This is a genomic window from Sorangium sp. So ce1036 (assembly GCF_051369805.1).
GTDB lineage: Bacteria > Myxococcota_A > Polyangia > Polyangiales > Polyangiaceae > Sorangium > Sorangium cellulosum_F.
In genome coordinates this window covers 128,491-152,683 of record NZ_JBBMOX010000001.1, presented here as the reverse complement: position 1 = coordinate 152,683, position 24,193 = coordinate 128,491, and the positions used below count along the sequence as shown (strand labels likewise).

Below are 24,193 nucleotides of genomic sequence, written 5' to 3'. Positions count from 1 at the left end.
GAGCCGCTCTGCTTCGTCACACCACGCATAGAACCAAGGTTGTGATTGGCTCATAGCCGGATCACCATGATGAACTTGTTGGAGTCTATCAAGGTCACGTTCTTTCCCGTCTTCCAGTTGAACAGATAGCCGTCCCGAACCGTGATATTCGGGTCATCAAATTTCGCCCCCTGCTCCATGATGAGCTCGTATCGGGCCACGTCTCCATCGAGCTTTTTATCCTTCAGCGCCTTCATGGCGTTCGTGAGCTGCTTGCGCACCGTGTCGACCTCGATCTTCCCGCCTTTGGCCTCGCTCACCGTCAGCTTGTGCCCGCTGGATATGGACAGGAAGTCGGGCGCCTTCCCCTCATACCCACCAGAGGTTGATTCCCTCGGAATATCGAGCACCGTGCGCACCCCGTCGTCGCCGACCCCGACGAGCGACCTGCCGTCGTCCACCAGGAACTTCGCCGCCTTCTTCTCGAAGATGTCCACATCGAACTTGGTGATCGCCCCGCGGAGGTTCTTGTACCCCCTGACGCGCTTCGTCTTCACGATCTGCGCAAACGCCTCCTCGATCTCGGCGATCTCCCCGGCCACCCGGATCGCGGACGGCCTGAGCCCGCTGCTCGTCTTGATCACCCGCCACATCGGCCCGATCGCCCCGAGCCCGAACCCCACCCCCGAGAAGATCCGCTCCTCGTCGCTCAGCTCCTGCCCCGCCGGCAGGCAGAACGCCTTCCCGGTGACCGCCTCGCACAGGTCGAGCACCGGCCCGACCACGGGCACGAACCCCACCCCGATGCGCGTCGTGGCATGCACGAGCGTCTGCATCATCCCCGCGTACGCCTGGAAGCCCTCGCCGACCGTCGACATGGCCCCCGCGAAGGCGCTGATCGTCTGGTAGAGCTGCGTCTGCTCCAGATCGAGCGCCTCGCCCGTCAACAGGTTGAGGCTGTCCTTCATCTGCTCGGCGAGCGCCTCGAACCGCGGCCTCAGCACCAGGTCCACCTGCGCCCGCAGGTCCGGCGGCACCGGCGTATCGAGGAACCAGTCCGACGCATCCATGTACCGCCGCACAACCGCCGTGACCCGGTTCTGCGCGTTCAGGAACGCGTTCGTCTCCGCGAGCGACACGCCCATCCGGTCGCGCAGCGCGATCTCCAGCGCCGCGCTGTTCTCCCGCCACGCCCGCACGTTCGTCACGAAGTCCGCCCGCGCGACCACCACGTCGCCGCTCACGTCCTTCTCCAGCGCCGCGATCACCGCATCCGCATAGGCCGCATACGGATCCCTCCCCTCGTCGAACGCCCCCGGCACCTCCGAGATGTCCGGCACCTCGACCCACGGCACGTCGTGCTCGCCGAGCGCGTAATTCGATGGGTCGTCCGGATCCCACCCCTCGGCGCGCGCCCCCTGCGTCGCGAGGTCCGCGACCTCGTCCGCCTGCGCGCTGAACTCGTCGATCAGCCGCCCGAGCTCGTCCTCCAGGTCGCCGACGCTCTGCTTCAGGTCGTCGACGAGCTGCTCCATCGCTGCCCGCGTCTCCGGGTCGACCACGTCCTCGTAGCGGTCCAGGATCTCGGCGAGGTCGACCCGCGCGATCTCGTCGAGCGGCCGGGCGACCAGATCGTGCAGCTCGGTGTCGAGCTGCTGGAGCCGGTCCATCCTCGCCCGCAGGTCCGAGATCCTCGCGGCGTTCCGGATGAGCTTCTCGCGCAGCGCGGCGAGCGCGACCTCGAGGTTCACGATGTCCCGCGCCAGCGCCGGGTTGACCTCCGCGAGGCTGAGATTGACCCTGGTGTCGCCCTCGAAGCCGGTCCCATCGCGGCGGATGTCGAAGAGCGGCTTGTTCAGCCCGAGCGGCTCCGAGACGAGGTGCACCACGTCATGCGCGTGGGTACACCAGTCGCCGCCGTTGACGGTATGGACCCCGAAGTGGAACGCGTTGGCCCCCATGAGGAGCAGCACCGAGTCGAACTCCGCCTCGCGCGTGTTGCTCTGGGAGCCGTCGCCGTGGATCTGCAGCGCACCCGGCACCCCGTAGGTGGGCAGCGGCGTCTGGTTCACCTCGAAGATGGCAGTGCCCTCGTACTCCAGCACGGGTCTCCCGCATGACGTAGCGTCATGATGGCTGCTCCAGCGCACGCTGTACGGCGTGCCGGCCCAGGCGAACGACGGCGCCAGCACCGCCAGCGTCGTGAACAGCGCGACCAGCTTGTGGAACACCGCGGCGCTCCGGCCACGCCATGCAACCTCCTTCGAGCCTCTCATGTCCCCTCCGCGCGGCTCACGGCCGCGTCATGCGCGATCGCCGCCCCCATCACATCGCCCGCGTCGAGCCTCGCCTGCGCTGCATCGAGCAGCGCCGCGTCCACCCCCTTCGCGCGCATCGCCGCGAGGCCTGCCTCAATCCTCCGGGGCAGGGTCGTCTTGAGCTCGGTCTCCGCGGCCTCGTACCGACCGCGGAGCGCGGCGCACCCGGCCTCGCGCCACGAGGACGACGGCGCCTCGCACAGCGGCCGCGTTTGCAACAGCGCCGCGAGCTCTCCGCACCGATCGGCGACGTACGGCAGCCCCAGGCGAATGGCCGCCGGCAGCGGCCTCGCGATCGCCGCGGCCCGCGCCTGCGCGCCGGCGAGGAACGTCGCCGACGCCGTCTCCATCCGCGACCGCGCGCTCGCCTCGCGCGCGCCCTCGTCCCCTTGCAGCGCGAGGAGCGCCTGCCGCCGGAGGCGGACCCCGCCCAGCAGCGCCGTCGCCGTCCTGTCGCTGCGGGCGACCCGCTGCTGCGCATACCCCAGCATCGCGTTGAGCGAGCGCAGCGCCCCCGAGCTCATGTCCGGCATCGCCGCGCCGTGCGTCGCGAGGAGCTCCTCGTGCGGCGCGAGCGCCTCGTCGAGCGCGACCGCGGACGCCTGGATCCGCGCCGAGAGCGCCATGATCGCGACGGAGAGCTCGCCCGGCGCGCGGCTCGCCTCACGCGCCGCCGCGAGGATCGCCGGCTCCACGGCGTCGAGCTCCTCGATCGCCGACCGCGACGCCTGCGCCGCAAGCGCCGCAACCGCCGCGGTCTCCGCCGCCTCGGTCGCGCGGTACTCCGCGAACCGCGCAACGACGCTCGCGTACTCGGCCTGGAGCGGCGCCGCGTCCTCCCGCGCCCGGTCGAAGATCGCCTGCACGGCCGCCATCGATTGCTTGTCCTCCGCGAGCGCCGCGACGAGCGGCTCCTTCTCGGCGTTCGCCTTCTCGGTCATCGCCTCCTTGAACCGCTCGGCCGCGGGGACCGGCTCCTGCTCCAGCAGCGATCTCTGCTGACCCGCGGCATGATCCAGCAGAAAGCGGAGCTTGCCCGCGAGCGTCGCGCTGTACGACTCGGCATTCCGCTCCTGGTCGCGCACATAGGAGACGACCTTGTCCACGTTGCCGAGCCAGAGCTCCAGCATGTCCTCGCTCCCGGCGAGCTCGCGCATCGCCACGCCCCGCGGCAGATCCGCCCACATCTCGATCGGCAGATCGCCATGCCTCTCGGCCTGGCTCCACGCGTCGCCCGGGCTCCAGTTCGCGCCCACGCAATATTCCTTCCCGTCCTCGTCGCCGTTCGCCGGCACGGCGCAGAAGCGCCCGAGCGAGTCGTCGCTGCGCTTCCAGCACCCGGACGCCGCGATGCCGAGCGCCAAGGCGGCCACGGCCCCCATGAGGAGCCTCGCCTGTACCCCCGTCCTCATTCGCATTCCCTCCACCCTGCGAGTTTTCTCGCCCGCACACGCTCGCCCGTTCGCTTCTCAGATACAAACGTCCACACCGAAGCGATAGGACATTGCTCGGCCGAGCATCGCGCCCCCCGAGCGCCATCTCGTCCGCCCTCGGTGCACGGGGCATCGCCCCGGGCTTTCCTCACGGCGGTGCGCTTCGTCGATGACGACGTCGGGCGGTTCGGGCCGCAAGCGCCCTCTCGATCCGCGTTCAGGTGGTGCAACCCCGGTCGCGACCTGCTTTCAGGTGCTGCAACCCCGGTCGCCACCCGCTTTCAGGTGCTGCAATCCCGGTCGCCACCCGCTTTCAGGTGCTGCAACCCCGGTCGCGGCCTGCTCGCAGCACCTGTGAGCCTACCGGCGACCTGCTCGCCGCTGCTGCAAGGAATCGCGGCGCTTCACGCCGGCTTGTCGCCCGAGGCCGAGGAGGCCGAGGCCGAGTCGGCCTCCTCGGCCTCGGGTTCCCCCTCTTCCGGCTCGGTCGCGCCGCTGGCCGCCGACGCCGGCGGGGGATACCGCTTGAGCAGCTCAAGGAACGGCCGGTGCAGCGCTTCGACCTGCTCGCGCTTCTTCCCCGCGGGCAGGTGCTCGAGGAGCCAGACCATCTCGTCGTGGATGCTGTTGAAGGCCGTCACACAGGCCCCGATGGCCTGGCGCAGGCGTATCGACCGCGCGCCCGGCCGGCCCTCCGCCGCGCCGCGACCCATCCCCTTCGCCAGCGCCTCGGTCGCCGCCTCGATCCGCTTGATATGAGGGAGCGCGCCGATCTTCTTGAGATCGGCCTCCATCCGCTTGTTCTTGGCCGCTTCGAGCTGCGAGCGCCCAAAATCGACCTCGGCACCATACGTCAGGGTGGTCTGCGCGGTGCCGCCGCCCTTCAGCATGGCGCGCCGGACCCGCGTCGCGGCCGCGCGCACCGGCGCGTCCTCGTGCTCCTCGGCCGCGGCCACCGTGTAATCGAACGCCCGCTGCGCCGAATCCCACGCCGCGTCGAGCGAGCGGAGCACGTCGTCCGACGCGACCGCCAGCACCTCGGCGAGCCGCGCGATGCTCCACCGCGCGCGCAGCTTCCACGCCACCGGCCGCGGCGCCTCCAGGAGCAGCGGCGCTACCTGATCCGGCGCGTCGTACCTGTCGATCGAGATCTCCTTCCACGCCCCTTCCTCGAGATCACCGAGGAACGCGTGGAATCCCCGGTCGGGGACGTGGCTGTATCCATAAGCCGCCATGTCTCTGCGCTCTCCTTTCCCCCTCCCCCGCAACGGCCATTCTACGTTGAGCTCGGCCGGCGGGCGCAAGAGAGTCGTCTACTCGTCCGGATCGAGCTCCCAGCCGAGGATCCCGGGCGTGCGCGCGCGGTGCCTGCGCGTGCGCGCGCGGTGCCTGCGCGTGCGCGCGCGGTGCCTGCCGAGCGCGTCGCCGCGCAGCCGGGGGCCGTCGGCGGCCCAGCGGGCGGTGAAGGCGTCGCGCAGCACGAGGGAAACCTTTCAGGGTCGCCCTCTTGTCCTTGTCGAAGAAGTAGCCGTCCTTGGCGGTGTACCTAGAGCGCCTCTCAAAACCGCCCGTCGCCAGGCGAGCGAGGGTAGAGGTCGAGCGCCGGCCCCACCACCGGCACGAACCCCACTCACCGGCGCGCGCCTCCCCGACGAGGCCGCCGCCGACGCGCCCCGCCGCCGACGCGCCCCGCCGCCGACGCGCCCCGCCGCCGACGCGCCCGGCCGCCTTCGCGCCATGGCCCGGGCGAGCCGCGGAGATCCGGCGTAGTATCGCCGGGCCATGAACCTCGACCCGCGCCGCCTCCAGCGTGACATCGACGATCTCTCCCCCGAGCTCCGCGACATCGCCTCGCGCATCCACGCGAACCCCGAGCTCCGGTTCGAGGAGCACAAGGCCGCGGCGTGGCTCGCCGAGGCGGTCGAGCAGCACGGCGTCCAGGTCGAGCGCGGGCTCGCCGGCATGCCCACCGCGCTGCGCGCGCGGATCGGCCGGGGGAACGGGCCGCACCTCGCCGTCCTGGCCGAGTACGACGCCCTCCCCGAGATCGGCCACGCCTGCGGGCACAACCTCATCGCGGCGGGCGCGCTCGGCGCGTTCCTCGCGCTCGCGCGGCAGCGGGACGCCGTGCCGGGCACCGTCGACCTGGTCGGGACGCCCGCCGAGGAGGGCGGCGGCGGCAAGATCAAGCTGCTCGAGGCGGGGGCCTTCCAGGGCGTCGACGCCGCGATGATGTTCCACCCGTTCGACCGCGACCTGCTCGCCCACGACACGCTCGCGAGCACCTGGCTGGAGCTCCACTTCCACGGCAAGCCGTCGCACGCGGCGCTCGCGCCCTGGGACGGGAGCAGCGCGCTCACCGCGTGCCTCGACACCTTCCGGCTCATCGACGGCCAGCGCGTGCACTTCCGCGACGGCGTCCGGGTGCACGGGTTCATCAAGAACGGCGGCCAGGCGGTCAACATCATCCCGGAGCTCGCGGTGGCCGAGCTCTCGGTCCGCGCCCTCGACGTCGAGGAGCTCGCCCGCGTGCGGGCCATCGTCGAGCGCTGCGCCCGCGGCGCGGCCATGGCGAGCGGCGTCGAGCTCACGATCGTCGACCAGGGCGGCTACAAGAACATGATCAACAACCGGCGGATGGCGCACCGCTTCGGCGAGCACCTGCGCGCCCTCGGCCGGTCGCCGATCGACATGGACCCGCTGGTCGGCACGGGCTCGACCGACATGGGCGACGTGTCCCACGCGCTCCCCGCGATCCACCCGTGGATCGCGATCTGCGGCAAGGGCGAGACGACGTGCCACCAGCACGCGTTCGCCGCGTGCGCCGCGAGCCCCGCCGGTCAGGACGCGATGCTGATCGCCGCCAAGGCGATGGCGCTGACGTGCGCGGACCTCCTGCTCGATCCCGAGCTCCGGAAGGGCGTGCGCGAGGAGTTCGCGCAGCGCAGGGCCGGCGCGCGCGCGATCTGAGCCGGCTCGGCCGTCGTCCTCCCGGCGCGGCCGTCGTCCTGCCCATTCAGCCGTCGCCCTGCCCGCGCGGGCCGTCGTCCTGCCCGTTCAGCCGTCGTCCTGGAGCGGGTTGCCGAGGTCGTCGAGCAGCCCGGTGCCCCCCTCGATCGGGATCGCCCGCGCCAGGGCCACGCGCTCCAGCACCATCGACAGCGCGAGCCTGTCCCCCACGGCCGGCAGCCAGGTGCGGGACCCGTCCCAGAGATCCAGCCGGATGTTGCCCGACGGGCTGTCCGGCGCCGCCGCCGCGCGGCCGCCGCTCGCCTGCGCGGGGGGCACCGACATCCGGTCGATCTGCGACCAGGCGAAGCGCCGCACGCGCGGCAGCCCGAACCCGAGCAGCTCGCGCAGCTCGATCCCCTCCGGGTGCACGATGACGCCGCGCATCTGCTCGCGCAGGACCGCCGCCAGCGCGCTCGTGAACAGGATGATGGCGCAGACGCTCGAGGAGATGAGCCGGTGGCGATCCCCCTCGACGACATACTGGAAGATCCGGGAGCCCGAGGGGGCGTTCTGGCCGTAGACGATCACCACCGAGACGGCGATCGCGAAGCCGAAGTAGAGCAGCGCCGGGATGCGCTCCTTCAGCGGCGGCCCGAACGCGATGCGCTTCTCGGGCCTGTACGTCATGTCAAAGCCGGGAGGTCGGGAGGGACGCGCCATGGATTCCAAGTCTACACGGCAAGCCCGCCGGCGCTTGGGTTCCGCTGGAGACCGCCGGCCCGGCGCCGGCGGGAGAAGGGAACGCCTGACGCGGCGCAGTGCGGCCCCGGGCCGCCAGAAACCCATTGCCGGGCGATGGCCACACGGACATGAAAGGCGCCCGAGGGCGGATCCTCGACCATCCTGGAGCCTCTCATGCACGACCGCTTCCTGCGCGCCTGCCGGCGTGAGCCGACCGATGTCACGCCCGTGTGGTTCATGCGCCAGGCCGGCCGGTACATGGCCGAGTACCGCGAGCTCAGGAAGAAGCACACGCTCCTCGAGATCTGCAAGACGCCCGAGCTCGCGCTCGAGGTGACGCTCCAGCCGCTGCGGCTCGGGGTCGACGCGGCGATCCTCTTCGCCGACATCCTGCTGCCGCTCGAGCCGATGGGCGCGCCGTTCGAGTTCGCGAAGGGCGAGGGCCCGGTGATCCACGAGCCCGTGCGCGACCGGGCCGGCATCGAGCGGCTCCGCGTGTTCGAGCCCGAGGAGGGGCTCGGGTACGTGCTCGAGGCCGTGCGGCTCATCCGCCGGGAGCTCGACGGCAAGACGCCGCTCATCGGCTTCGCCGGCGCCCCGTTCACCATGGCGAGCTACCTCGTCGAGGGGGGCAAATCGAGCGACTACCGGCGCACGAAGCAGCTCATGTGGAGCGATCCCGAGGCGTGGTCGGCGCTGATGGGCAAGATCGCCGAGGTCGTCCGCCGCCTGCTCCGCGCGCAGGTGGCCGCGGGCGCGCAGGCCGTGCAGCTCTTCGACTCCTGGGTCGGCGCGCTGTCGATCGACGACTACCGCGAGCACGTGCAGCCGCACGTGCGGCACATCCTCCGCGACCTCGAGGCGACCGGGGTCCCCGTCATCCACTTCGGCACGAACACCGGGGCGCTGCTCGAGGCGCAGCGCGACGCCGGGGGCACGGTCCTCGGCGTCGACTGGCGCACCCCGCTCGACAAGGCGTGGGAGCGCATCGGCCACGACCGCGCCGTGCAGGGCAACCTCGATCCGCTGCTGCTGTGCGCCCCGCGCGCCGTCGCCGAGCGCCGCGCGCGGGCGGTGCTCGCCCAGGCCGGGGGGCGCCCCGGGCACATCTTCAACCTCGGCCACGGCATCATCCCGGAGACGCCGGTCGACACGGTGAAGGCGATCGTCGATCTCGTCCACGCGATCCCGCGCGCGTCGCTGCAGGGCGCCCCGGGCCAGTAGCCAGGCGCCGCGTCGCCATCGATGACGAGCGCGGCGGCCGCCATCGACCACGGGCGAGCGCGGCGGCCGCCATCGGCCACGGGCGAGCGCGGCGGCCGCCATCGGCCACGGGCGCGGCGGAGGCGCGAAGGCGGCCGCCTCAGGCTGCTTCCGTGGTGGTATCGTGCTGCTGCGAGCATGTGCGAGCTCCTCGGCATGGAGTGCAATGTCCCGACGGACATCGTCTTTTCCTTCAGCGGCCTCAGGCATCGCGGCGGCCGCACCGGCCCGCACGCCGACGGCTGGGGGCTCGCGTTCTTCGAGGGGCGCGCCGCGCGCGTCTTCCTCGACCCGGGCGCCGCTGCGGAGAGCCCGCTGGCGCGGTTCCTCAGCGAGACGCCGATCAAGACGCTGCTCGCGATCGGCCACATCCGTCGCCGCACCCGCGGCGACGTCCTGCTCGCCAACACGCACCCGTTCGTGCGCGAGCTCTGGGGCCGCCACTGGGTCTTCGCGCACAACGGCACGCTGCCGCGCGTCCGGCGCCGCGCGCTGGGCCGCTTCAACCCCATCGGCTCGACCGACAGCGAGCACGCCTTCTGCTACCTGCTCGAGGGGCTCCGCAGCGCGTTCCCCGGCTACCCGCGGCGCACCAGCGAGCTCTGGGAGGCGGTCGCGGAGCTCGGCGGCGAGCTCGGGCAGGACGGGACGTTCAACTTCCTGCTCGGCGACGGGCGTCACCTCTTCGCCCGCTGCGCCACCCGGCTCTGTTACATCCTCCGCAAGGCCCCGTTCGGCGTGGCGACGCTCGTGGACGACGACGTCCGCGTCGACTTCTCCACGGTCACGACCCCGAAGGATCGCGTCGCCGTGGTCGCGACGGCCCCCCTCACCGCGAACGAGACCTGGACCCCGGGACAGCCCGGCGAGCTCTGGGTGTTCGACGGCGGCGACCTGCGCGCCACGCTCCCCTCGGTCGCATGATCCGGGGCTCGACCAGGCCGGGGACCTCGACCGGAACCCGCGCGGGCACCCGGCGGCCGGCCAGCCGGGACCGGAAATGAAAAACGCCGCGACGGACCTGGGGGGGGAAGGTCTCCGCCGCGACGCAGGTCCTATCCTACGCACCCCGTGTGCCAAGTCAACCAACCGGCGTCGCGCCGGTGGCGAGGCGAGAGACCCGCGCGGCGGTCGCGGCGCGCGCGGCGCTCAGTTCAGCGTTGTGATGCGCCCTGGTTTTGAGGCAGAACTCACGGAGGCTCCTCCCGGCAGGGTGAGGGCATGGCAGGCGAACCGACACATCGTGCCCCAGCCAACGATTCTATCCGCTGTCGGCGCAAGCGCGCGCCGGACGAGTGGCGGCGCGCCCGGAGAACGCATAGAGAGAGCGCCATCGACGGCGGCACGGGCTGCACAACCGGAAAGGGGCGGCGCGTCAACCGCTCTGGAGGCGCACAACGCCCCACAGGGCGCGTGAGCGAGCACAGGGGATGTGGTGCGGAGCAAGCGGGAGGGGGGCGGACCGTGGCGGGGGGCGGACGGCGTGCGGGGAACAAGCCGAGAACGTGGAAGGGTGCAGCGGAGCGCAGAGGGCGACGTATGCCCTTGTCGGGTTGGGGAGGCGGAGGAAGCACCGAAGACGGCTCCGCCCGGATGGCCGTCTTGACGGGAGTCGGGGCATGTCAGTACGCTTTGACGTCGGGCGAGCTAGGGCATTTCGAGCCGTCAGATCGCGACCGAGGAGCCGCGCCCGGGATAGGCTTCGTCTCCGGGGGAGCTCGAAGGGTAGCGAGGCTGGGTCGCACGACGGGTTGGGCTGAGCGCGCGTGAACGACTTCGACGAAAAGACTCGTGTAACGCAGGTGGTCCAGCCCCCACCGGGCGGCGGCAGCAAGAACACGACCGACTGCCTGGTCGTGATCTACACGAAGGAGCCCACGCTGCTCGGCAAGCGGTTCGTGCTGGAGCACAACCCGACGCGGGTCGGACGCGGGGCGGACAACCACATCGTGCTCGACGGCGACTCCGTCTCACGAAGGCACGCCCATTTCGAGCAGCGGCCGAGCGCCTGGATGGTCGTCGACGACGGCAGCACCAACGGGACGTACTGCAACGACGAGCAGATCTCCCGCGAGGTGGTGCTCAAGAACGGTGACCGGGTGAAGATCGGCCCCACGATTTTCAAGTTCCTGTCCGGCGCGGACGTGGAGGCGCAGTACCACGAAGAGATCTACCGGATGACCATCATCGATGGTCTCACGCAGATCCACAACAAGCGCTACCTCTACGAGGCGCTGGAGCGCGAGATCATCCGCGGCCGCCGCCACGAGCGGGATCTCGCGATCCTCCTGTTCGACATCGACCATTTCAAGCGCATCAACGACGTCCACGGGCACCTCGCGGGCGATTTCGTGCTGAAGGAGGTCGCGCGCATCGTGCAGAGCCGCATCCGGCGCGACGAGGTCTTCGCGCGCTACGGCGGCGAGGAGTTCGCGATCATCCTGCCGGAGACGTCCATCGAGGGCGCGGCGGCGCTCGGCGAGACGCTGCGGCAGAAGGTCGCCGAGCACCTGTTCGTCTTCCAGGCCGACAGCATCCGCGTGACGATCAGCGTCGGCGTGGCGCTGCTGCAGGAGGGCGATCGCACCGCGAACGACCTCATCAAGCGCGCGGACGAGCGCCTCTACCACGCGAAGAACAGCGGAAGAAACCGGGTGTGCGCCTGAGCGCCGCGCCGCGGCCGCGCTAGATCCCGCGCGGAGGGAGCCGAGGGAGACCATGCCGAGCAGCGAGCTTCTGCCGGCGGCGCCGGGCGCGTCCGGCGCCGGAGATCAGATGCCCGAGATCGTCGCGGCGCCGCCCGGCCCCCGGTCGCGGAGCGCGCTCGAGCGGCTCGAGCGCGTGGAGTGCCCGGCGTTCGGCCGGCGCCGCGCGGCGCGGGCGCAGGCGAGCGGCGCCGAGGCGCGGCCCATCGTGCTGTCGCACGGGCGCGGCGCGAACGTCTTCGACGTCGACGGGAACCGCTACGTCGACCTCTGCGCGGGCTTCGGCGCGCTCCTGCTCGGGCACGCGGCGGCGCCGGTGCTGCGCGCGATGGAGGCGCAGATGTCCCGGCTGACGCTCGCCCTGGGCGACGTGTACTCGGCCGACGTGAAGGTCTCGCTGCTCGAGCGGCTCGCGGCGCTGCACCCCGGGCCCGCGCCCATGGCGATGCTCGGCCAGAGCGGCAGCGACGCGATCACCGCGGCCCTCAAGACCGCGGCGCTCGCGACCGGGCGGCCCGGGCTCGTCGCCTTCGAGGGGGCGTACCACGGCCTCGGCTACGGGCCGCTCGCGGCGTGCGGGCTGCGCGCGAGCTACCGGGCGCCGTTCGCGGAGCAGCTCAACCCGCGCGTGGCGTTCGCGCCGTACCCCCGGGGCGAGGCGGACGTCGCGCGCGCGCTCGACGGGGTCGAGGCGGCGCTCCGGGGCGGCGACGTCGGCGCGGTGCTCCTCGAGCCGATCCTCGGCCGCGGCGGCTGCGTCGTCCCGCCAGACGCGTTCGTGCACGCGGTGTGCGAGGCGGCGCACCGGCGCGGGGCGCTCGTGATCGCCGACGAGATCTGGACCGGCCTCGGGCGCTCGGGGGCGCTGACGCGCACCGGAGCGATCGGGGCGGCCGTGGACATCCTCTGCTTCGGCAAGGGGCTCGGCGGCGGGCTCCCGATCTCCGCGTGCGTGGCGCCGGAGCCGATCATGCGGGCGTGGGCGCGCGAGGCCGAGGTGGTCCACACCTCGACGCACGCCGGGTCGCCCCTCGCGTCGAGCGCCGCGCTCGCCACGCTCGACGCGCTCGACGCGGGCCGGCTCCCGGCGCGCTCGCGCGAGGTCGGCGCGCGCTTCCAGGGCGCGCTGCGCGAGGCGCTCGCGCGCTGCGCCGGCGTCGTCGAGGTGCGGGGCGCAGGGCTCATGGTCGGCGTCGAGCTGGCGAGCGCGGAGCTCGGCCTGCGCGCCATGAGCGGGATGCTCGCCGAGGGCTACCTCGTCCTCACGGGCGGGCAGCGCGGCGAGACGCTGACGCTGACGCCGGCGCTCACCATCCCCGAGGAGCTGCTCTCGGCCGCGGCCGGCGCGCTCGCGCGCGTGCTCTCGGCGTAGCGCCGCGCGCGGGCCGGCGCGCGGCGCACGCGCGCGGGCCGGCGCGTGCTATCCCGGTCGCCGTGGGACCGATAGACCAGAGCGAGGCGCTGCACCGCCGCGCGCGGGCGTTCCTCTCGGCATCTCTCCAGCCGGGCGCGCCGGGCTCGCCCGGCCCCGGCCGGGCGGCCCCTGCCCCGTTCCAGCAAGGGGCGCGCGCCGCGTCCGCGCCCTCCCCCGCGCCCGCCGCGCCCGCGCCCGCCGCACCCGCGCCCGCCGCGCCCGCGCCTTCCGCGCTCCCGGAGACCTTCGACGAGCTCGCGGTCGCCCTCGCGCGGCACCAAGCCGCGGGCTGCGCGCCGGTCGCCCGTCTCTACCGGGCGCGCGGCGTGGACGTGGAGGCGCTGCGGCGCGCGGAGCAGATCCCGGCCGTGCCCTGCGACGTCTTCCGGTTCGCGCGCGTCGCCGTCCACCCCAAGGAGGCGGACGAGCGCGTGTTCCGCACGAGCGGGACCTCCCTCGGCGCGGCGTCCCGCGGCGAGCACCCGCTCCGCACGACCGCGACCTACGAGCTCGCCGCGCTCGCCTGGGGGGAGCGCCTCCTCTGGCCCGACGGCGAGCGGCTGCGGGTGATCATCCTGGCGCCGCCGCTCGACGAGGCGCCGGACTCGTCGCTCGGGTTCATGCTCGATCGCTTCGCGGCGCGCCTCTCGGGGCCGGCGAGCTGGCACGTGCGCGGCGGGGAGCTCGACGCCCGAGGGTTCGCCCGCGCGTGCGGCGAGGCGCGCGACGCGGGCGAGCCGGCCATCGTGCTCGGCACCTCGTTCGCGTTCGTGCACCTGCTCGAGGCCGAGCTGCCCAGCGACGCGACGCGGCTGCCCGAGGGGAGCCGCGTCATGCAGACCGGCGGCTTCAAGGGGCGCTCGCGCGAGGTGCCCGCGGAGGACCTGCGCGCGGCGATCGCGCGGGCGCTCGGGGTGCCCCCCGCGCACGTCGTGGGCGAGTACGGCATGACGGAGCTCTCCAGCCAGCTCTACGAGGGCACGCTCGCGGCGGCGCTCGCGCGCGCCGGCGCCCCCGAGGTCGGGGCGCGCGCCGCGCCCGGGCTCTACCTCGCGCCGCCGTGGGTGCGCGTCACCGCGGTGGACCCGGAGACGCTCGCGCCGCTGCCCGCGGGGGCGGTCGGGCTCGCGCGCGTCGTCGATCTCGCGAACGTCGACTCGGCCGTCGCCATCCAGACCGCCGATCGCGTGCGCGTGACCGAGGCGGGCGTCGAGCTCCTGGGCCGCGCGCCCGGCGCGCCGCCGCGCGGCTGCTCGATCGCGCTCGACCAGATGCTGGGCGGCGCCGCGTGATGGACGCCGGCGCGGCGCGGCGCACCCGGGTCGAGCGCGTGATCGCGGCGGGCGCGCGGATCGCGGACCCGCGCGATCCGCTGGGCGAGGAGGCGCGCCGGCGGCTGCCGCTCACGAGCGGCCTCTCCCCCGAGGGCGTCGAGCTCGCGCTCGGCCGCCACCTCGAGATCGCCCCGAGCCGCGGCGAGCTCGACGCGCTCGTCGCGACCTCGGGGCGCGCGCGCCGCTGCCACGTGGTCCTGGCCGCCAACGTCTGCACCGCGCCGCTGCGGGCCATCGCCGTCGCGGCAGCGACGGCGCCGGAGGTCTTCGTGCGCCCGTCGCGCCGAGACCCCGTCGTCGCCGAGCTCCTCGCGCGCGCGCTCCAGGCGGACGAGGTCTTCGCCCGCTCCCGGGGCGCCGTCGCGCTCGTCGCGGATCTCCAGCTCGACGACGCGGGAGAGCGGGCCGCCCGCGACGCCCGCCTCGGCGACGGGCCGCGCGCCGCGCCCGACGCCGAGCCGCGCGCCGAGCTGCACGTCTATGGCACGGACCGGACCGTGGCGACGCTGCGGGCCCAGGCCGGCCCGGGCGTGCTCGTGCGCGGGCACGGCGCCGGCCTCGGGCTCGCCGTCGTCGGTCCCGACGCGGACCTCGCCGAGGCGGCGCGGGCCATCGCCGGCGACGTCGTGCCGTTCGATCAGCGCGGGTGCCTCTCGCCGCGCTTCGCGCTGGTCGAGGGCCCGGCCGGACGCGCCGAGGCGCTCGCCCGCGCCCTGCACGAGGCGCTCGAGCTGGCCGGCGCGCGGATCCCGCGCGGGCCGCTCGACGGCGCCACGCGCGCGGAGATCGCCATGTACCGGGCCACCCTCGAGGCCGTGGGCTCGTTCTGGGGAGGGGAAGGACACGGGGTCGGCCTGGATCCGGCGCCGCGCGCGTTGCTCCTGCCGCCCGCGGCGCGGGTCGTCCACGTGGTCCCCGTGACCGCCGGCGCGGCGGCGGCGCTGCTCGCGCCGATCCGCGGCGCGCTCACCGCGATCGGCGCGGGCGGCGGCGGACAGCTCGCGGCCGCGGCCTCCGCCCTGGCCCCGCGCGCCCGGGTCTCGGCGCTGGGATGGATGCAGCGCCCGCCCCTGGACGGCCCCGTCGACCTGCGGACGCTCTGATCGTCGAGCCCGGCCGCCGCTCCGCGACGGCGACGCCGCCGCGTCGACGCGGGCGCGTGCGAGGTGCTCCCGGGCGACGGTGTATGATAGCGATCGTCGTATGTCGTCGCGCACCGATCCGAAGGCGACCCCGCCGCCCACGGAGCTCGAGGCGATCGCGAGCCCGCTCGATCCGCCGCCCGGCGCGGGCGGCTCGCCGGAGCGATCCATGGGCGGCGTGCCCGAGGAGCTCGCCCCGGGCCACGCTCCCCCGCGGCCTCTCGACCTGGGCGACGACCGGGAGGCCGACGACGACGAGGAGGGGTTGCCCTCGATCGCGTCCGCCAGGATCCAGGTGCGCCGCGACGAGCGCCTGGATCTGGTCATCGAGTACCTCGCCTTCGTGGCGAAGCCGATGCCGCTGTCGCTCCTCCTCGACGAGGCGCCGGCGCGGATCGTGGCCATCCTCGGCGCCGACGTCGCCTCGCTCTACCTCCTCGAGGGCGACGGCGACGAGCTGGTGCTCCGCGGCAACGTCGGCTTCCCGCGCGAGGCGCGGGGCACGGTGCGGCTGTCGGTCGGGCAGGGCATCACGGGCATGGCCGTCGAGTGCCTGCGCCCGATCTCGGTGGTGAAGGCGGCGGAGCACGAGCGTTACCGCGCGTTCCCCGAGCTCCACGAGGAGCGGTTCCCGGTCTTCCTGGCCGCCCCGATCCTGGGCAGCGGCCGCCCGCTCGGCGCCCTGGTCGTGCAGCGGGCCGGCGATCGCGCGTTCACGGCGCGCGACGTCGAGCTCCTCATGGCCCTGACGGCGCCGATCGCGGCCGGCGCGCGCCACGCGCAGGTGCTCGACGAGCTGCGCGAGCGGCGGCGGCGCACGGGCGGGGGCACGCGCAAGGTCACGCTGCCGGGGTTGCCCGTCGTCCCCGGGCGCGCGCTCGGCGCCATCGCGGCGCTGCGGCGGCCGGCCAGCTCGTCGCTCGGCCCCCGGCACGGCCACGGCGATCCGAAGCTCTTGCGGCTCGCCTTCGACATCGCGGAGAAGGCGCTCATCGACCTCAACGCCCGCGCGGCGCGGCGCGGGATCGCGGAGGACGCGGCGTTCCTCTCGACCTATCTCCTGATGATCGGGGACGGCCGGCTGCGCGCGCGCGCCTTCGAGCTCGCGGCCAGCGGCCGCAGCATCGCGCAGGCGCTCGGGACGGTCGCGCGCGAGGTGGCGCGGGCCGCCAACGGCATCGTCGGCGACCCGTTCTTGCAAGAGCGCGCCCGCGACATCGAGGATCTCTGCGACGCGATCCTGATGCTGGCGACGCCGGACGCCCGGGCCGAGCTCCCGTCGAAGGCGGTGCTCGTGGGCGACCAGCTCACGGTCTTCGATCTCCTGATCTCCGCCCGGGCCCACCCTGTGGGCGTCGCGCTCAGCGACCGGTCCGGGCCGCGCTCGCACGTGCTCCTTCAGCTCCTGGGCGTCCCATCGATCATGGACGTGGCGGGCGCGTTTCGCTGGGCGTCCCCGGGCGACGTCGCGCTCCTCGACGCGGACCATGGATTTCTGGTGATCAACCCGTCGCGGGCCGAGGTCGCGACCGTGCGCGCGGCGCGCCGCAATGCGCGAGCGTCGCAGGAGCTTGCGCCGGAGGACGACGGCGAGGACGAGCCAGCGGGCTGAGCACCGGTCGGGACCGGTGCTCGCGGCTCAGCTGCGGGGCTGCGCGGCGGCGGCCTGCTCGGCCGGCGCCTGGGCGTTCTGCTGCTCCTTCTTGGCGCGCCAGATCGCCAGGCGCTTGGTGTCGCGACGCTTCTTCTTGGCTCTCACTGCGGGTTTCTGCGGCATGCGCGGCGGTATAGCCGCTCGCGCCCCTCGAGGGAACCCCGTAGCGGCCGCGTGGGCGTTGACGCCTCACTGCGCCCGCCCCATGACCGCTGCCCAATGAACGTCCGGCTCGTGCATGAGTTCCGCTTCGAGGCCGCCCACCGCCTCCCCAGGGTCCCGCAGGGGCACAAGTGTGCCCGCCTCCATGGCCACAGCTTCAAGGTCGAGGTCGCGATCCGCGGCCCCGTGAACGAGGAGACGGGGTGGTTCATCGATTACAGCCACCTCTATGACGCCTGGGCCCCCCTCCACGCCGAGCTCGATCACAATTACCTGAACGAGGTCCCCGGGCTGGAGAACCCGACGAGCGAGGTGCTCGCCCGGTGGATCTGGGACCGGCTCGCGCCGGCCTTGCCGTCCCTGAACCGGGTCACGATCTTCGAGACCTGCGACGCCCGCTGCGAGTACGAGGGCGACTAGACCGATGAAGACGCTCGTCTGCCGCTGCGAGGACGTCACCTTGCACGAGCTCGAGGCCGCGATGGACCGCGGCTACAAGGACATCGAGTCGATCAAGCGCTACACGGGCTTCGGCACCGGCTGGTGCCAGGGCAAGTGGTGCCTCGCGCTCTGCGCCCGGCTCATCGACGAGCGCGGGGGAGACATCCAGAAGCCGATCACGCCGCGCCCCCCGTACCACCCGGTCTCGCTCGCCGCGCTGGCCGGGCTCGACGATCTCGGCCTCCGCGGCGGGCGCGATCGCTAGAGCGGGCGCCGGGCGCTCACGCACCCGACGTTCACGGTCAGCTCGAAGACCCCCTCGGACCAGTACTTCGCGATCGCGTGGTGCAGGTACTGGAGCATCGAGTCGATGATCTCCGGCTCGAGATCGAGCATCGCCGTCGCCTCGGGGATCACCATCAGCTTCGAGATCGGGTCCTCGAGGAACGCGCGCCCGCTGTCGAACGACACCGCGATGAGCTGGACGTCGACCTCGACCTCGTCGAACCCTGCGCCCTCGACCTCCTCGGCGATGGTCTCGATCGTCGGGCGGCTGACGGCGGCCGCGTCGACCGCGGCGCCGAGCTCGGAGAGATCCTGCTTGAGCGCGCACTCCCGCGCGATGTCCGCGATCTCCGGGAACGAGCCGCGCAGCGGCAACGCGAGGAGCGCCTGGCCGCCCGGCACCAGGACCCGGCGCAGCTCGGCGAGGAGCAGCGCCCGCTCGCTCGGGCGGCAGACCGGGTGGAGCGTGAAGGCGTGGGTGAAGCTCGCGTCCGGGAGCGGCGCGGGCAGGGAGTCGACGAGCAGGTAGGTCGCGTTCATCCCGGAGAACAGCGCGGCCTTGGCGCGCGCGAGATCGAGCGCCGCCGCGGAGCCGTCGAGGCCCACGAGGGTCGCGCCGGGCAGCTTGTCGGCCACGATCGGGTCGGGGAAGCCGCTCCTGCAGCCGAAATGGACGATCCGAGCGGCCTCCGAGGGCAGCATCATCTCGATCGCCAGCGAGGCGAAGAACGAGAGATAGCGCGGGACGACGGCGTGCTCGAACAACACGGCGTCCGCCGGGCTCAGCGGCGGGCCGATCATCACGCGACCCCGTCCTCCTCCTCCCCCTCGTACGGCGCGAGGAGGCCGAGCGCCTCCTCGGCGAGCTCGCCGATCGTGACCTCCGACGTCGCGTCGCCCCCGTCGTCCGCGAGCTCGACCGTGCGCTTGTCGCCGAGCAGCGGCTCGATCATCGAGGCGTGCGTGGGGTCGCCGATCTCGACCAGCGTCTCGATCGCGGCGGCGACCGCGTCCGGATCCTTGTGGCCCAGGAACTGGCCGATCAGCCTGGGCACACCCGGCTCGGGGACCTCGGCGATGAGGTACGGCAGCTCCGGGAGCGCCGGCGACCCGACGGGCAGCCGCTTCAGCGCCCGCTCGATCCCCTGGGCGACCTCCTTGAAGCGGTCGTAGGCGAGCGACTCGATCTCCTCCCCCGCCGCCTGCCGCGCCTCGGGGTGCTCCGAGGCGAGCACGTCGATGAGCGCGTCGATGGCGCGCGGGCCCTCGTGCTCGCCGAGCAGCGAGGCGATGCGCACCAGCCGGAGCGCCGCCTCGTCGTCGTCGCTCTCGCGCGCCGCGCCCGCGATCGCGTCCGTGAGGACGTCCAGCAGCGCGTCGCCAGGCATGGCCGCCAGGTCGTCGTGGAGCCGGCGCGCCATGCGCTCCGCGTCGAACAGCTTGTTCAGGGTCGTCTCGATGGCTTGGCGATTTTGCACGAAGAGGAGCTATCAACAGCGCGCCGCTTCCGCAAGCCGGCAGGCAGCAAGGGCATCTTCCCCGTGAATTCCCGTCCGCGGCGGGCACGGTCGACAGAGCTGGTAGCCGCCCGCGCCGGAGCGCGCGGCATGTGGGCTCGGCCGTGCGGGCCGCACGCACGGGGGCTCGGCCGTGCGGGCCGCACGCGTGGGCTTCGGGGCCCGGCCGTGCGGGCCGCATCCGGGTCGAGCGCCACCTCCGATGCGGTGGACCGCTCGATGCGGTAGACCGCTCATGGCATGCGCGCGCTCGGTTCCTCGCAGGCTCGCCCGACGAGGGCGACGGTATCGCCCTCCCCGCTCGTGCGCGGCGCCGCGGCGTCCGCCCTCGTCCTTGCGCTCGGCGGCCTCGATGACCCCGAGCCGCCGGGGCCCGCGGTCGCCCCTCCGGCGGCGGCGCACGACGCCGCGGCCACGGGGGCGCTCTGCGGGCCCCGCGCCGTGCCGGAGGGCGCCGCGTGCATCCCGCTGCCCGCGCCGGGCGCGCCGCTCCCCGAGGGCGGCGCGGTCGCGCGCTTCGGCCCCGCCGGGGCGCGCCCTGGTCCGGCTGGCGCGCGCGGCCCCGCGCAGGCGGTGGAGCACATTCCCCGCCGCCCCGAACGCCCGGCGAGCGCCGCCGCGTACGCCTTCCCGATCGGCGCGCCGGATCAGCCGCCGGGGTTCCTCCTGGTCGAGGACGCCGCGGCCCAGGTGGGCGCGATGCCGCCGGGGACCCAGGCGGCCGCGATGCCGCCGGGGTCCCCGGTGGCCGCGATAGGCGCCGCGCGACCCGAGCCGCCGTCGTGGACCCGAGGGGTGGACATCGCGGCGACGCGGGGCGAACGGGTGGCAGCCCTGAAGCTCGAGGGCCAGGAGGGGAAGGCCGAGGTCGCCTTCGTCGGCGAGCTGTTCGGGGTCACGGTCGCCACGGTGCACGCCGTGCGCGCGGCCGAGCGGGTGCGCAAGGTCGTCGTGCTCCACGGCCACCTCGATCGCCCTGGGCCGGGCGTGGTGGCGGGCGCGCACCTCGAGGCGGGCGACGTGGTCGGGTACGCCGGCGACAGCGGCAGCCCGGGCCTGGTCCGGCTGCACCTCGAGGCGCGTCAGCTCCGCGAGGGCGCGCGCCTCTCGGACGGCGACCCGAAGCGCCTCCTCGACGCTGCCGTGACGGTGCCCTGCGACCTGCGCAACGTGCTGCCGCGCCGGTAGCCGCCCCGCGACAGGAGGCGCGCGGCCCTTTGCGACGCGGGCCCTTCGGGACGCGGGAGCAACGAGCCCGGGCGACGCGCGCTAGGGCGCGAGCTTGTAGCCGAAGCCGTAGACCGTGAGGATGTGCTCCGGCCGGTCGGGCGAGCGCTCGATCTTCTTGCGCAGCTTGACGATGAAGTTGTCGACCGTGCGGTTCGACGGCCCCGCCTCGATGCCCCAGATCTTCTGGAGGATCTCCTCGCGCGAGACCGGCTGGCCGAGGCGCTCGTGCAGGAGGCGCAGGAGCTCGACCTCGTAGAACGAGAGCTGGTCGGAGCGCGAGCCCCGCGAGACCGTGTGGGTGGTCATGTTGACCTGCACGTTGCCGATGGTGAACACCTCGACGGCCGCCTCCGCGGGCCGGGCGGCGCGGCGGAAGATGGCCCGGAGCCGGGCGATGAGCTCGCCCACGCTGAACGGCTTGGTCACGTAGTCGTCGGCGCCCGCGTCGAGGCCGCGGATCTTGTCGATCTCCTGGCTGCGGGCCGTCAGCATGATGATCGGCACGAACGCGTCCCAGCGCCGCAGGTCCTCGCAGACCTTGAAGCCGTTGGTGTCCGGGAGCATGAGGTCGAGGAGGATCGCGTCCGGCTTCTCCTGCCGCGCGAGCAGGACGCCGTCCTTCCCCTTCGAGGCCGACGCGACCGAGAAGCCCTCGAACTCGAGGGCGTCCGTCAGCCCCAGCACGATGTGAGGCTCGTCCTCGATGATGAGAATCTTCTTGCGCGCCGCCACTCCGGGGCCCGGTCTTAGCACAAAACCCGGCGGGCCCCTCCAGCGCCTCGCCGGCGGGCGGGTGGTGGTGGGGGACGCCGGCGCAGGGGAGCTCCGCGCCGGGGCCACAAAAAGCGCCGCGGGGCGCGATCTCGCGATCGGGCCCCGCGCGCCGGGTGCTCAGCCGCTGCCGGCTACTCGCCGGAGCAGGAGATGTACAGCGTGGCCCCTTGCTGGGCCTTGCCCTCGCCCATGAACCGGATGATGCGCTGCTCGGTGGGCGGGCAGCCGGCGACGATGTCCGGGTTGCCGACCTTGATCGACGGGTCGATGTAGCACCACCCGTCCACAGGCTGGCCATTCAGCTGGGCGTTGTCGTTGAGGTCCGTCCTGCACACGTCCGCCTGCTCGTTCTCGAGCTGCTGGATCTCGCACACGCAATCCCAGCCGGAGGCCTTCGCGATGTCGAGCTCGCGCACCTTTGCCTCCGCCTGGCTGTGCTCGGGGAGCACGGGGGTGCGCGCCGCCTGGTTGCAATCGCACTTGCCGCCCGTGTTGCGCGCCTCGAGGATCAGACAGGGCGCCTTCTTCTGGCTGTCGAGCGTCAAGGTACGCGGCAGGCACTGCCCGCCGAGCACCGTCTTCAGGCGATCGATGATGGCGCCGATCGCCGGCCGGTAGCCGAAGTCGGGCGCGTTCGCGTTGTCGAGCTGCTTCGGGCACACCGAGCCGACGATGCCCTGGGCTCCGAGATCCCGGATGAGCTGCAGCTCGCGGAGGCCCGGGTAGGCCTTCGCCTTGTACTGTATCGACGTCCGATCCCCGGGCTGCCCCGGGTCGCCGTTGCCCTCCGGCCTGCACAGCGGGTTGTCGTTCAGCTCGCTCGGATCGGCGAGCCGGCAGTCGCAGCTCTGGGACTGCGTCTCACAGTCTTGCTCCTCGGGGAGATCGAAGATGCACGCGTACTGGAGATCCCCGGCGTTCGATTTCGGGATCGTGTACTCGCGGCCGTTGATCGCGTTCGAGCCCGTCTCGCCGGGCTGGACGATCCGATCGCCGGTGATCGGGTTCGCGCCCGAGCGAGGCGCCGACGACTCGACCATGAAGGGATCCTTGGGCGGCACGTGGCTCGCGGGATCGCCGAGGATGAGCTCCCAGGTGTTGGCGTAGGATCCGCCGTCCATGACCGTGGGGGGGACGCTGAGCTCATCGGCGTTCTTGAACCCGCCGACCGGCTCGCCGTCCGCGTTGAGGCCGTTCAGGAGATCGGGCTCGCCAGCCGCGTTCTGGCGCGCGATGTCCTGCCACGGCACGCCGACGATGCCGGCGAAGAAGACGAGCGCGGGATCGCGGATGCTGCTGTCGTCGTCGGTCTCGTCCAGATCCATGAAGATCGGGTTCTGGACCAGGTCGCCCCCGCGGGTCTCGATCGTCGCCTCGGTGAAGGCCTTCTTGTAGCGCTCGATCGGGTAGAGGAAGTCGAAGCCGAACCGGCGCTTCTGATCCCAGCACCGGGAGTTGACGGGATCCTCGTCCTCGCTCAGCCGCGCGGGGTTGCCGTCCGGACCCGTGCAGGTCGGATCCACCCCGCACTCATCGGGGTGTTCCTGGTTGCACGACAAGCAGCACGGGTCGTTCGGGTCGGTCGCGCACTCCTGGCGCGGCCTCCACATGCGGAAGCTGCTGGCGGTGTTCGCCACGTAATAGTTGCGCCCCCCCTCGCGGATCGAGCAATCGTTCTCGTCGGTGAGCATGATGATCGCGAGCAGGGAGCTCGGCCGGAGGAACCGCTTGCGCTGCTCCAGGACCGTCGTATCCACGTCTTTCGGGACGGCGCGGCCTTGATCATCGATCTCGATGGTCAGGTAGGGCTCCGGGTCGACGAGGAAGCGGTACACGCTCTCGAGCTGCGCCTCGAAGCCGCAGCCGGACTGCCCCGTGCCCTTGACCATGTTCGCGAGCTGCTCGACCAGCGACGTGGAGTTGAGATCAGCGTTCGTGTCGCTGCCATCGATGTCCGCCTCGCCATCCCCCGGATCCGCCACGTCGGGCGTGCCGTTGGGATCGAGCTTCTGCTCGGGGTCCCAGGCCAGGAAGCCCTGGTCGAGGTACGTCTCGAGGTCGTTGGTCCCGGCGTTGTGGCCGCTGCGCGCGATGAGCCGCCCCATGTCGTTGTTCGAGAGGCTCGTGTTCGGATCCGGCTTACAGGACGTCGCGCCGTGGCCGCCGAGGCTCGAGCTGATGATGCCGATGTGGATGTCCCTGACCGGCTCGAACTCGCGCTGGAAGCCCTCGTCGCACTGGCCGGTGTTCGGATCGGCCCTCCTGGGAGCCTGCGTGCCCGCGAGGTGGATGCAGCGCGGATCCACGAGGCCCTGGACGAGGTCGGGGATCGCGCGGACGAGGATGTCCTGCTTGTCGGCCATCGAGCCCGAGTTGTCGATGGCCAGGAGGAGGTCGATCTTGTCGACCGCGCTCTGCGTCAGCCGCTCGACGATCGTCGACGTCGTGCGGGGATCGTTCGGGGCAATGGGGCGATCCAGACACCCGACGGCGCTACCTGTGCCCGCGATCAGGAGGCTCGCGATGGCGAGCCTCGCCGCGCCCCTCCACGGGCGCCTCCTCTCACGCTCTGTCCGCGTCATCATTCGACTTTCCTTTCGACCACCGATCCGGTTGCGCGGCGCTCAGGCCACCGAACGGGCCCGCCGTGGGCGGGCCAGTGCCCGACTCCCGCAGGCGATCCGCGGCGCGACGGGAGCCCGATGCTAGGGACCCGACCGGAATGCTGTCAATTCGACCTGTCGGCCCGCTCGGGCCTCGCCGGAGGGACACCGAAGCAACCGAGGTGCCGCCGCGCCGCACCTCGGCGTTTCCATCGCCGCGCGCCGCGGCGCCGTCAACCTGATTGC

Annotated in this window: 21 protein-coding genes; 11 read left to right on the top strand and 10 right to left on the bottom strand. The window is 73.0% G+C overall.

Annotation, left to right across the window (positions count from 1 at the left end; all coding sequences use genetic code 11):
- Window positions 1-50: 50 nt before the first annotated feature.
- The 4 genes from WMF31_RS00405 to WMF31_RS00390 form a co-directional block, all read right to left on the bottom strand.
- A complete protein-coding gene (locus WMF31_RS00405; protein WP_436600049.1) occupies window positions 51-2,255 on the bottom strand; it encodes a hypothetical protein in 2,205 nt (734 codons plus the stop codon).
- A complete protein-coding gene (locus WMF31_RS00400; RefSeq protein ID WP_436600048.1) occupies window positions 2,252-3,709 on the bottom strand; it encodes a hypothetical protein in 1,458 nt (485 codons plus the stop codon). The genes WMF31_RS00405 and WMF31_RS00400 overlap by 4 nt, the downstream gene beginning before the upstream one ends.
- A 425-nt stretch (window positions 3,710-4,134) precedes the next feature.
- Window positions 4,135-4,965, bottom strand: a complete 831-nt coding sequence (locus tag WMF31_RS00395) for a hypothetical protein (protein ID WP_436600047.1) — start codon at window positions 4,963-4,965, stop codon at window positions 4,135-4,137.
- 78 nt (window positions 4,966-5,043) lie between these two features.
- Window positions 5,044-5,211, bottom strand: coding sequence for a hypothetical protein (locus WMF31_RS00390; protein WP_436600046.1), 168 nt, complete (start codon window positions 5,209-5,211; stop codon window positions 5,044-5,046).
- Window positions 5,212-5,512: 301 nt separating this feature from the next.
- Between WMF31_RS00390 and WMF31_RS00385 the strand changes: the two genes are divergently transcribed.
- On the top strand, window positions 5,513-6,700 hold the full coding sequence (locus tag WMF31_RS00385; protein ID WP_436600045.1) for an amidohydrolase: 1,188 nt from the start codon (window positions 5,513-5,515) through the stop codon (window positions 6,698-6,700).
- A gap of 87 nt (window positions 6,701-6,787) precedes the next feature.
- Here WMF31_RS00385 and WMF31_RS00380 read toward each other — a convergent pair whose 3' ends face one another.
- Window positions 6,788-7,369, bottom strand: coding sequence for a hypothetical protein (locus tag WMF31_RS00380; protein ID WP_436600044.1), 582 nt, complete (start codon window positions 7,367-7,369; stop codon window positions 6,788-6,790).
- 228 nt (window positions 7,370-7,597) lie between these two features.
- Between WMF31_RS00380 and hemE the strand changes: the two genes are divergently transcribed.
- From hemE to WMF31_RS00345, 7 genes are all read left to right on the top strand, one after another.
- Entirely contained in the window at window positions 7,598-8,647 is a 1,050-nt protein-coding gene (gene hemE, locus WMF31_RS00375; protein WP_129354578.1) for a uroporphyrinogen decarboxylase, read from the top strand.
- Window positions 8,648-8,824: 177 nt separating this feature from the next.
- Window positions 8,825-9,610: a class II glutamine amidotransferase gene (locus WMF31_RS00370; protein ID WP_436600043.1), complete on the top strand. Its 786-nt coding sequence runs from the start codon at window positions 8,825-8,827 to the stop codon at window positions 9,608-9,610.
- Between the two features lie 842 nt (window positions 9,611-10,452).
- Window positions 10,453-11,352: a GGDEF domain-containing protein gene (locus tag WMF31_RS00365; RefSeq protein WP_104986242.1), complete on the top strand. Its 900-nt coding sequence runs from the start codon at window positions 10,453-10,455 to the stop codon at window positions 11,350-11,352.
- Between the two features lie 52 nt (window positions 11,353-11,404).
- A complete protein-coding gene (locus tag WMF31_RS00360) occupies window positions 11,405-12,763 on the top strand; it encodes an aspartate aminotransferase family protein (protein WP_436600042.1) in 1,359 nt (452 codons plus the stop codon).
- A 62-nt stretch (window positions 12,764-12,825) separates the two neighbouring features.
- Window positions 12,826-14,097: an acyl-protein synthetase gene (locus WMF31_RS00355; RefSeq protein WP_436600041.1), complete on the top strand. Its 1,272-nt coding sequence runs from the start codon at window positions 12,826-12,828 to the stop codon at window positions 14,095-14,097.
- Window positions 14,097-15,242, top strand: a complete 1,146-nt coding sequence (locus WMF31_RS00350; RefSeq protein ID WP_436606498.1) for an acyl-CoA reductase — start codon at window positions 14,097-14,099, stop codon at window positions 15,240-15,242. Before WMF31_RS00355 ends, WMF31_RS00350 begins: the two co-directional genes overlap by 1 nt.
- A 100-nt stretch (window positions 15,243-15,342) precedes the next feature.
- Window positions 15,343-16,893, top strand: coding sequence for a GAF domain-containing protein (locus WMF31_RS00345; RefSeq protein WP_436600040.1), 1,551 nt, complete (start codon window positions 15,343-15,345; stop codon window positions 16,891-16,893).
- Between the two features lie 27 nt (window positions 16,894-16,920).
- On the opposite strand, the gene WMF31_RS00340 is transcribed toward WMF31_RS00345, so the two are convergent.
- Window positions 16,921-17,058, bottom strand: a complete 138-nt coding sequence (locus tag WMF31_RS00340; protein ID WP_165373534.1) for a hypothetical protein — start codon at window positions 17,056-17,058, stop codon at window positions 16,921-16,923.
- 96 nt (window positions 17,059-17,154) lie between these two features.
- Here WMF31_RS00340 and queD point away from each other — a divergent pair, with 96 nt between their 5' ends.
- Both queD and WMF31_RS00330 read left to right on the top strand, forming a co-directional pair.
- On the top strand, window positions 17,155-17,517 hold the full coding sequence (queD, locus tag WMF31_RS00335; RefSeq protein WP_436600039.1) for a 6-carboxytetrahydropterin synthase QueD: 363 nt from the start codon (window positions 17,155-17,157) through the stop codon (window positions 17,515-17,517).
- Between the two features lie 4 nt (window positions 17,518-17,521).
- Complete coding sequence (locus WMF31_RS00330; protein ID WP_129354588.1) at window positions 17,522-17,803, top strand: (2Fe-2S)-binding protein; 282 nt, start codon at window positions 17,522-17,524, stop codon at window positions 17,801-17,803.
- Here WMF31_RS00330 and WMF31_RS00325 read toward each other — a convergent pair.
- Together WMF31_RS00325 and WMF31_RS00320 are read right to left on the bottom strand one after the other, a co-directional pair.
- Complete coding sequence (locus WMF31_RS00325; protein ID WP_436600038.1) at window positions 17,800-18,624, bottom strand: class I SAM-dependent methyltransferase; 825 nt, start codon at window positions 18,622-18,624, stop codon at window positions 17,800-17,802. The genes WMF31_RS00330 and WMF31_RS00325 overlap by 4 nt on opposite strands.
- Window positions 18,624-19,301, bottom strand: coding sequence for a HEAT repeat domain-containing protein (locus tag WMF31_RS00320; RefSeq protein WP_436600037.1), 678 nt, complete (start codon window positions 19,299-19,301; stop codon window positions 18,624-18,626). The genes WMF31_RS00325 and WMF31_RS00320 overlap by 1 nt, the downstream gene beginning before the upstream one ends.
- 279 nt (window positions 19,302-19,580) lie before the next feature.
- Here WMF31_RS00320 and WMF31_RS00315 point away from each other — a divergent pair, with 279 nt between their 5' ends.
- Window positions 19,581-20,528 carry a hypothetical protein gene (locus WMF31_RS00315; protein WP_436600036.1) on the top strand — a complete coding sequence of 316 codons (948 nt, stop codon included), beginning with the start codon at window positions 19,581-19,583 and terminating at the stop codon, window positions 20,526-20,528.
- An 81-nt stretch (window positions 20,529-20,609) separates the two neighbouring features.
- On the opposite strand, the gene WMF31_RS00310 is transcribed toward WMF31_RS00315, so the two are convergent.
- Window positions 20,610-21,302 carry a response regulator transcription factor gene (locus tag WMF31_RS00310; protein ID WP_129354596.1) on the bottom strand — a complete coding sequence of 231 codons (693 nt, stop codon included), beginning with the start codon at window positions 21,300-21,302 and terminating at the stop codon, window positions 20,610-20,612.
- Window positions 21,303-21,475: 173 nt separating this feature from the next.
- Complete coding sequence (locus tag WMF31_RS00305; RefSeq protein WP_436600035.1) at window positions 21,476-23,929, bottom strand: hypothetical protein; 2,454 nt, start codon at window positions 23,927-23,929, stop codon at window positions 21,476-21,478.
- Window positions 23,930-24,193: the final 264 nt, after the last annotated feature.

Coding starts and splice junctions, on each gene's coding strand:
- WMF31_RS00405 (WP_436600049.1), bottom strand. CDS start 2,255: ATGAGAGGCTCGAAGGAGGTTGCATGGCGTGGCCGGAGCGCCGCGGTG.
- WMF31_RS00400 (WP_436600048.1), bottom strand. CDS start 3,709: ATGAGGACGGGGGTACAGGCGAGGCTCCTCATGGGGGCCGTGGCCGCC.
- WMF31_RS00395 (WP_436600047.1), bottom strand. CDS start 4,965: ATGGCGGCTTATGGATACAGCCACGTCCCCGACCGGGGATTCCACGCG.
- WMF31_RS00385 (WP_436600045.1), top strand. CDS start 5,513: ATGAACCTCGACCCGCGCCGCCTCCAGCGTGACATCGACGATCTCTCC.
- WMF31_RS00380 (WP_436600044.1), bottom strand. CDS start 7,369: ATGACGTACAGGCCCGAGAAGCGCATCGCGTTCGGGCCGCCGCTGAAG.
- hemE (WP_129354578.1), top strand. CDS start 7,598: ATGCACGACCGCTTCCTGCGCGCCTGCCGGCGTGAGCCGACCGATGTC.
- WMF31_RS00370 (WP_436600043.1), top strand. CDS start 8,825: ATGTGCGAGCTCCTCGGCATGGAGTGCAATGTCCCGACGGACATCGTC.
- WMF31_RS00360 (WP_436600042.1), top strand. CDS start 11,405: ATGCCGAGCAGCGAGCTTCTGCCGGCGGCGCCGGGCGCGTCCGGCGCC.
- WMF31_RS00350 (WP_436606498.1), top strand. CDS start 14,097: ATGGACGCCGGCGCGGCGCGGCGCACCCGGGTCGAGCGCGTGATCGCG.
- WMF31_RS00345 (WP_436600040.1), top strand. CDS start 15,343: ATGTCGTCGCGCACCGATCCGAAGGCGACCCCGCCGCCCACGGAGCTC.
- WMF31_RS00340 (WP_165373534.1), bottom strand. CDS start 17,058: ATGCCGCAGAAACCCGCAGTGAGAGCCAAGAAGAAGCGTCGCGACACC.
- queD (WP_436600039.1), top strand. CDS start 17,155: ATGAACGTCCGGCTCGTGCATGAGTTCCGCTTCGAGGCCGCCCACCGC.
- WMF31_RS00330 (WP_129354588.1), top strand. CDS start 17,522: ATGAAGACGCTCGTCTGCCGCTGCGAGGACGTCACCTTGCACGAGCTC.
- WMF31_RS00325 (WP_436600038.1), bottom strand. CDS start 18,624: ATGATCGGCCCGCCGCTGAGCCCGGCGGACGCCGTGTTGTTCGAGCAC.
- WMF31_RS00315 (WP_436600036.1), top strand. CDS start 19,581: ATGCGCGCGCTCGGTTCCTCGCAGGCTCGCCCGACGAGGGCGACGGTA.
- WMF31_RS00305 (WP_436600035.1), bottom strand. CDS start 23,929: ATGATGACGCGGACAGAGCGTGAGAGGAGGCGCCCGTGGAGGGGCGCG.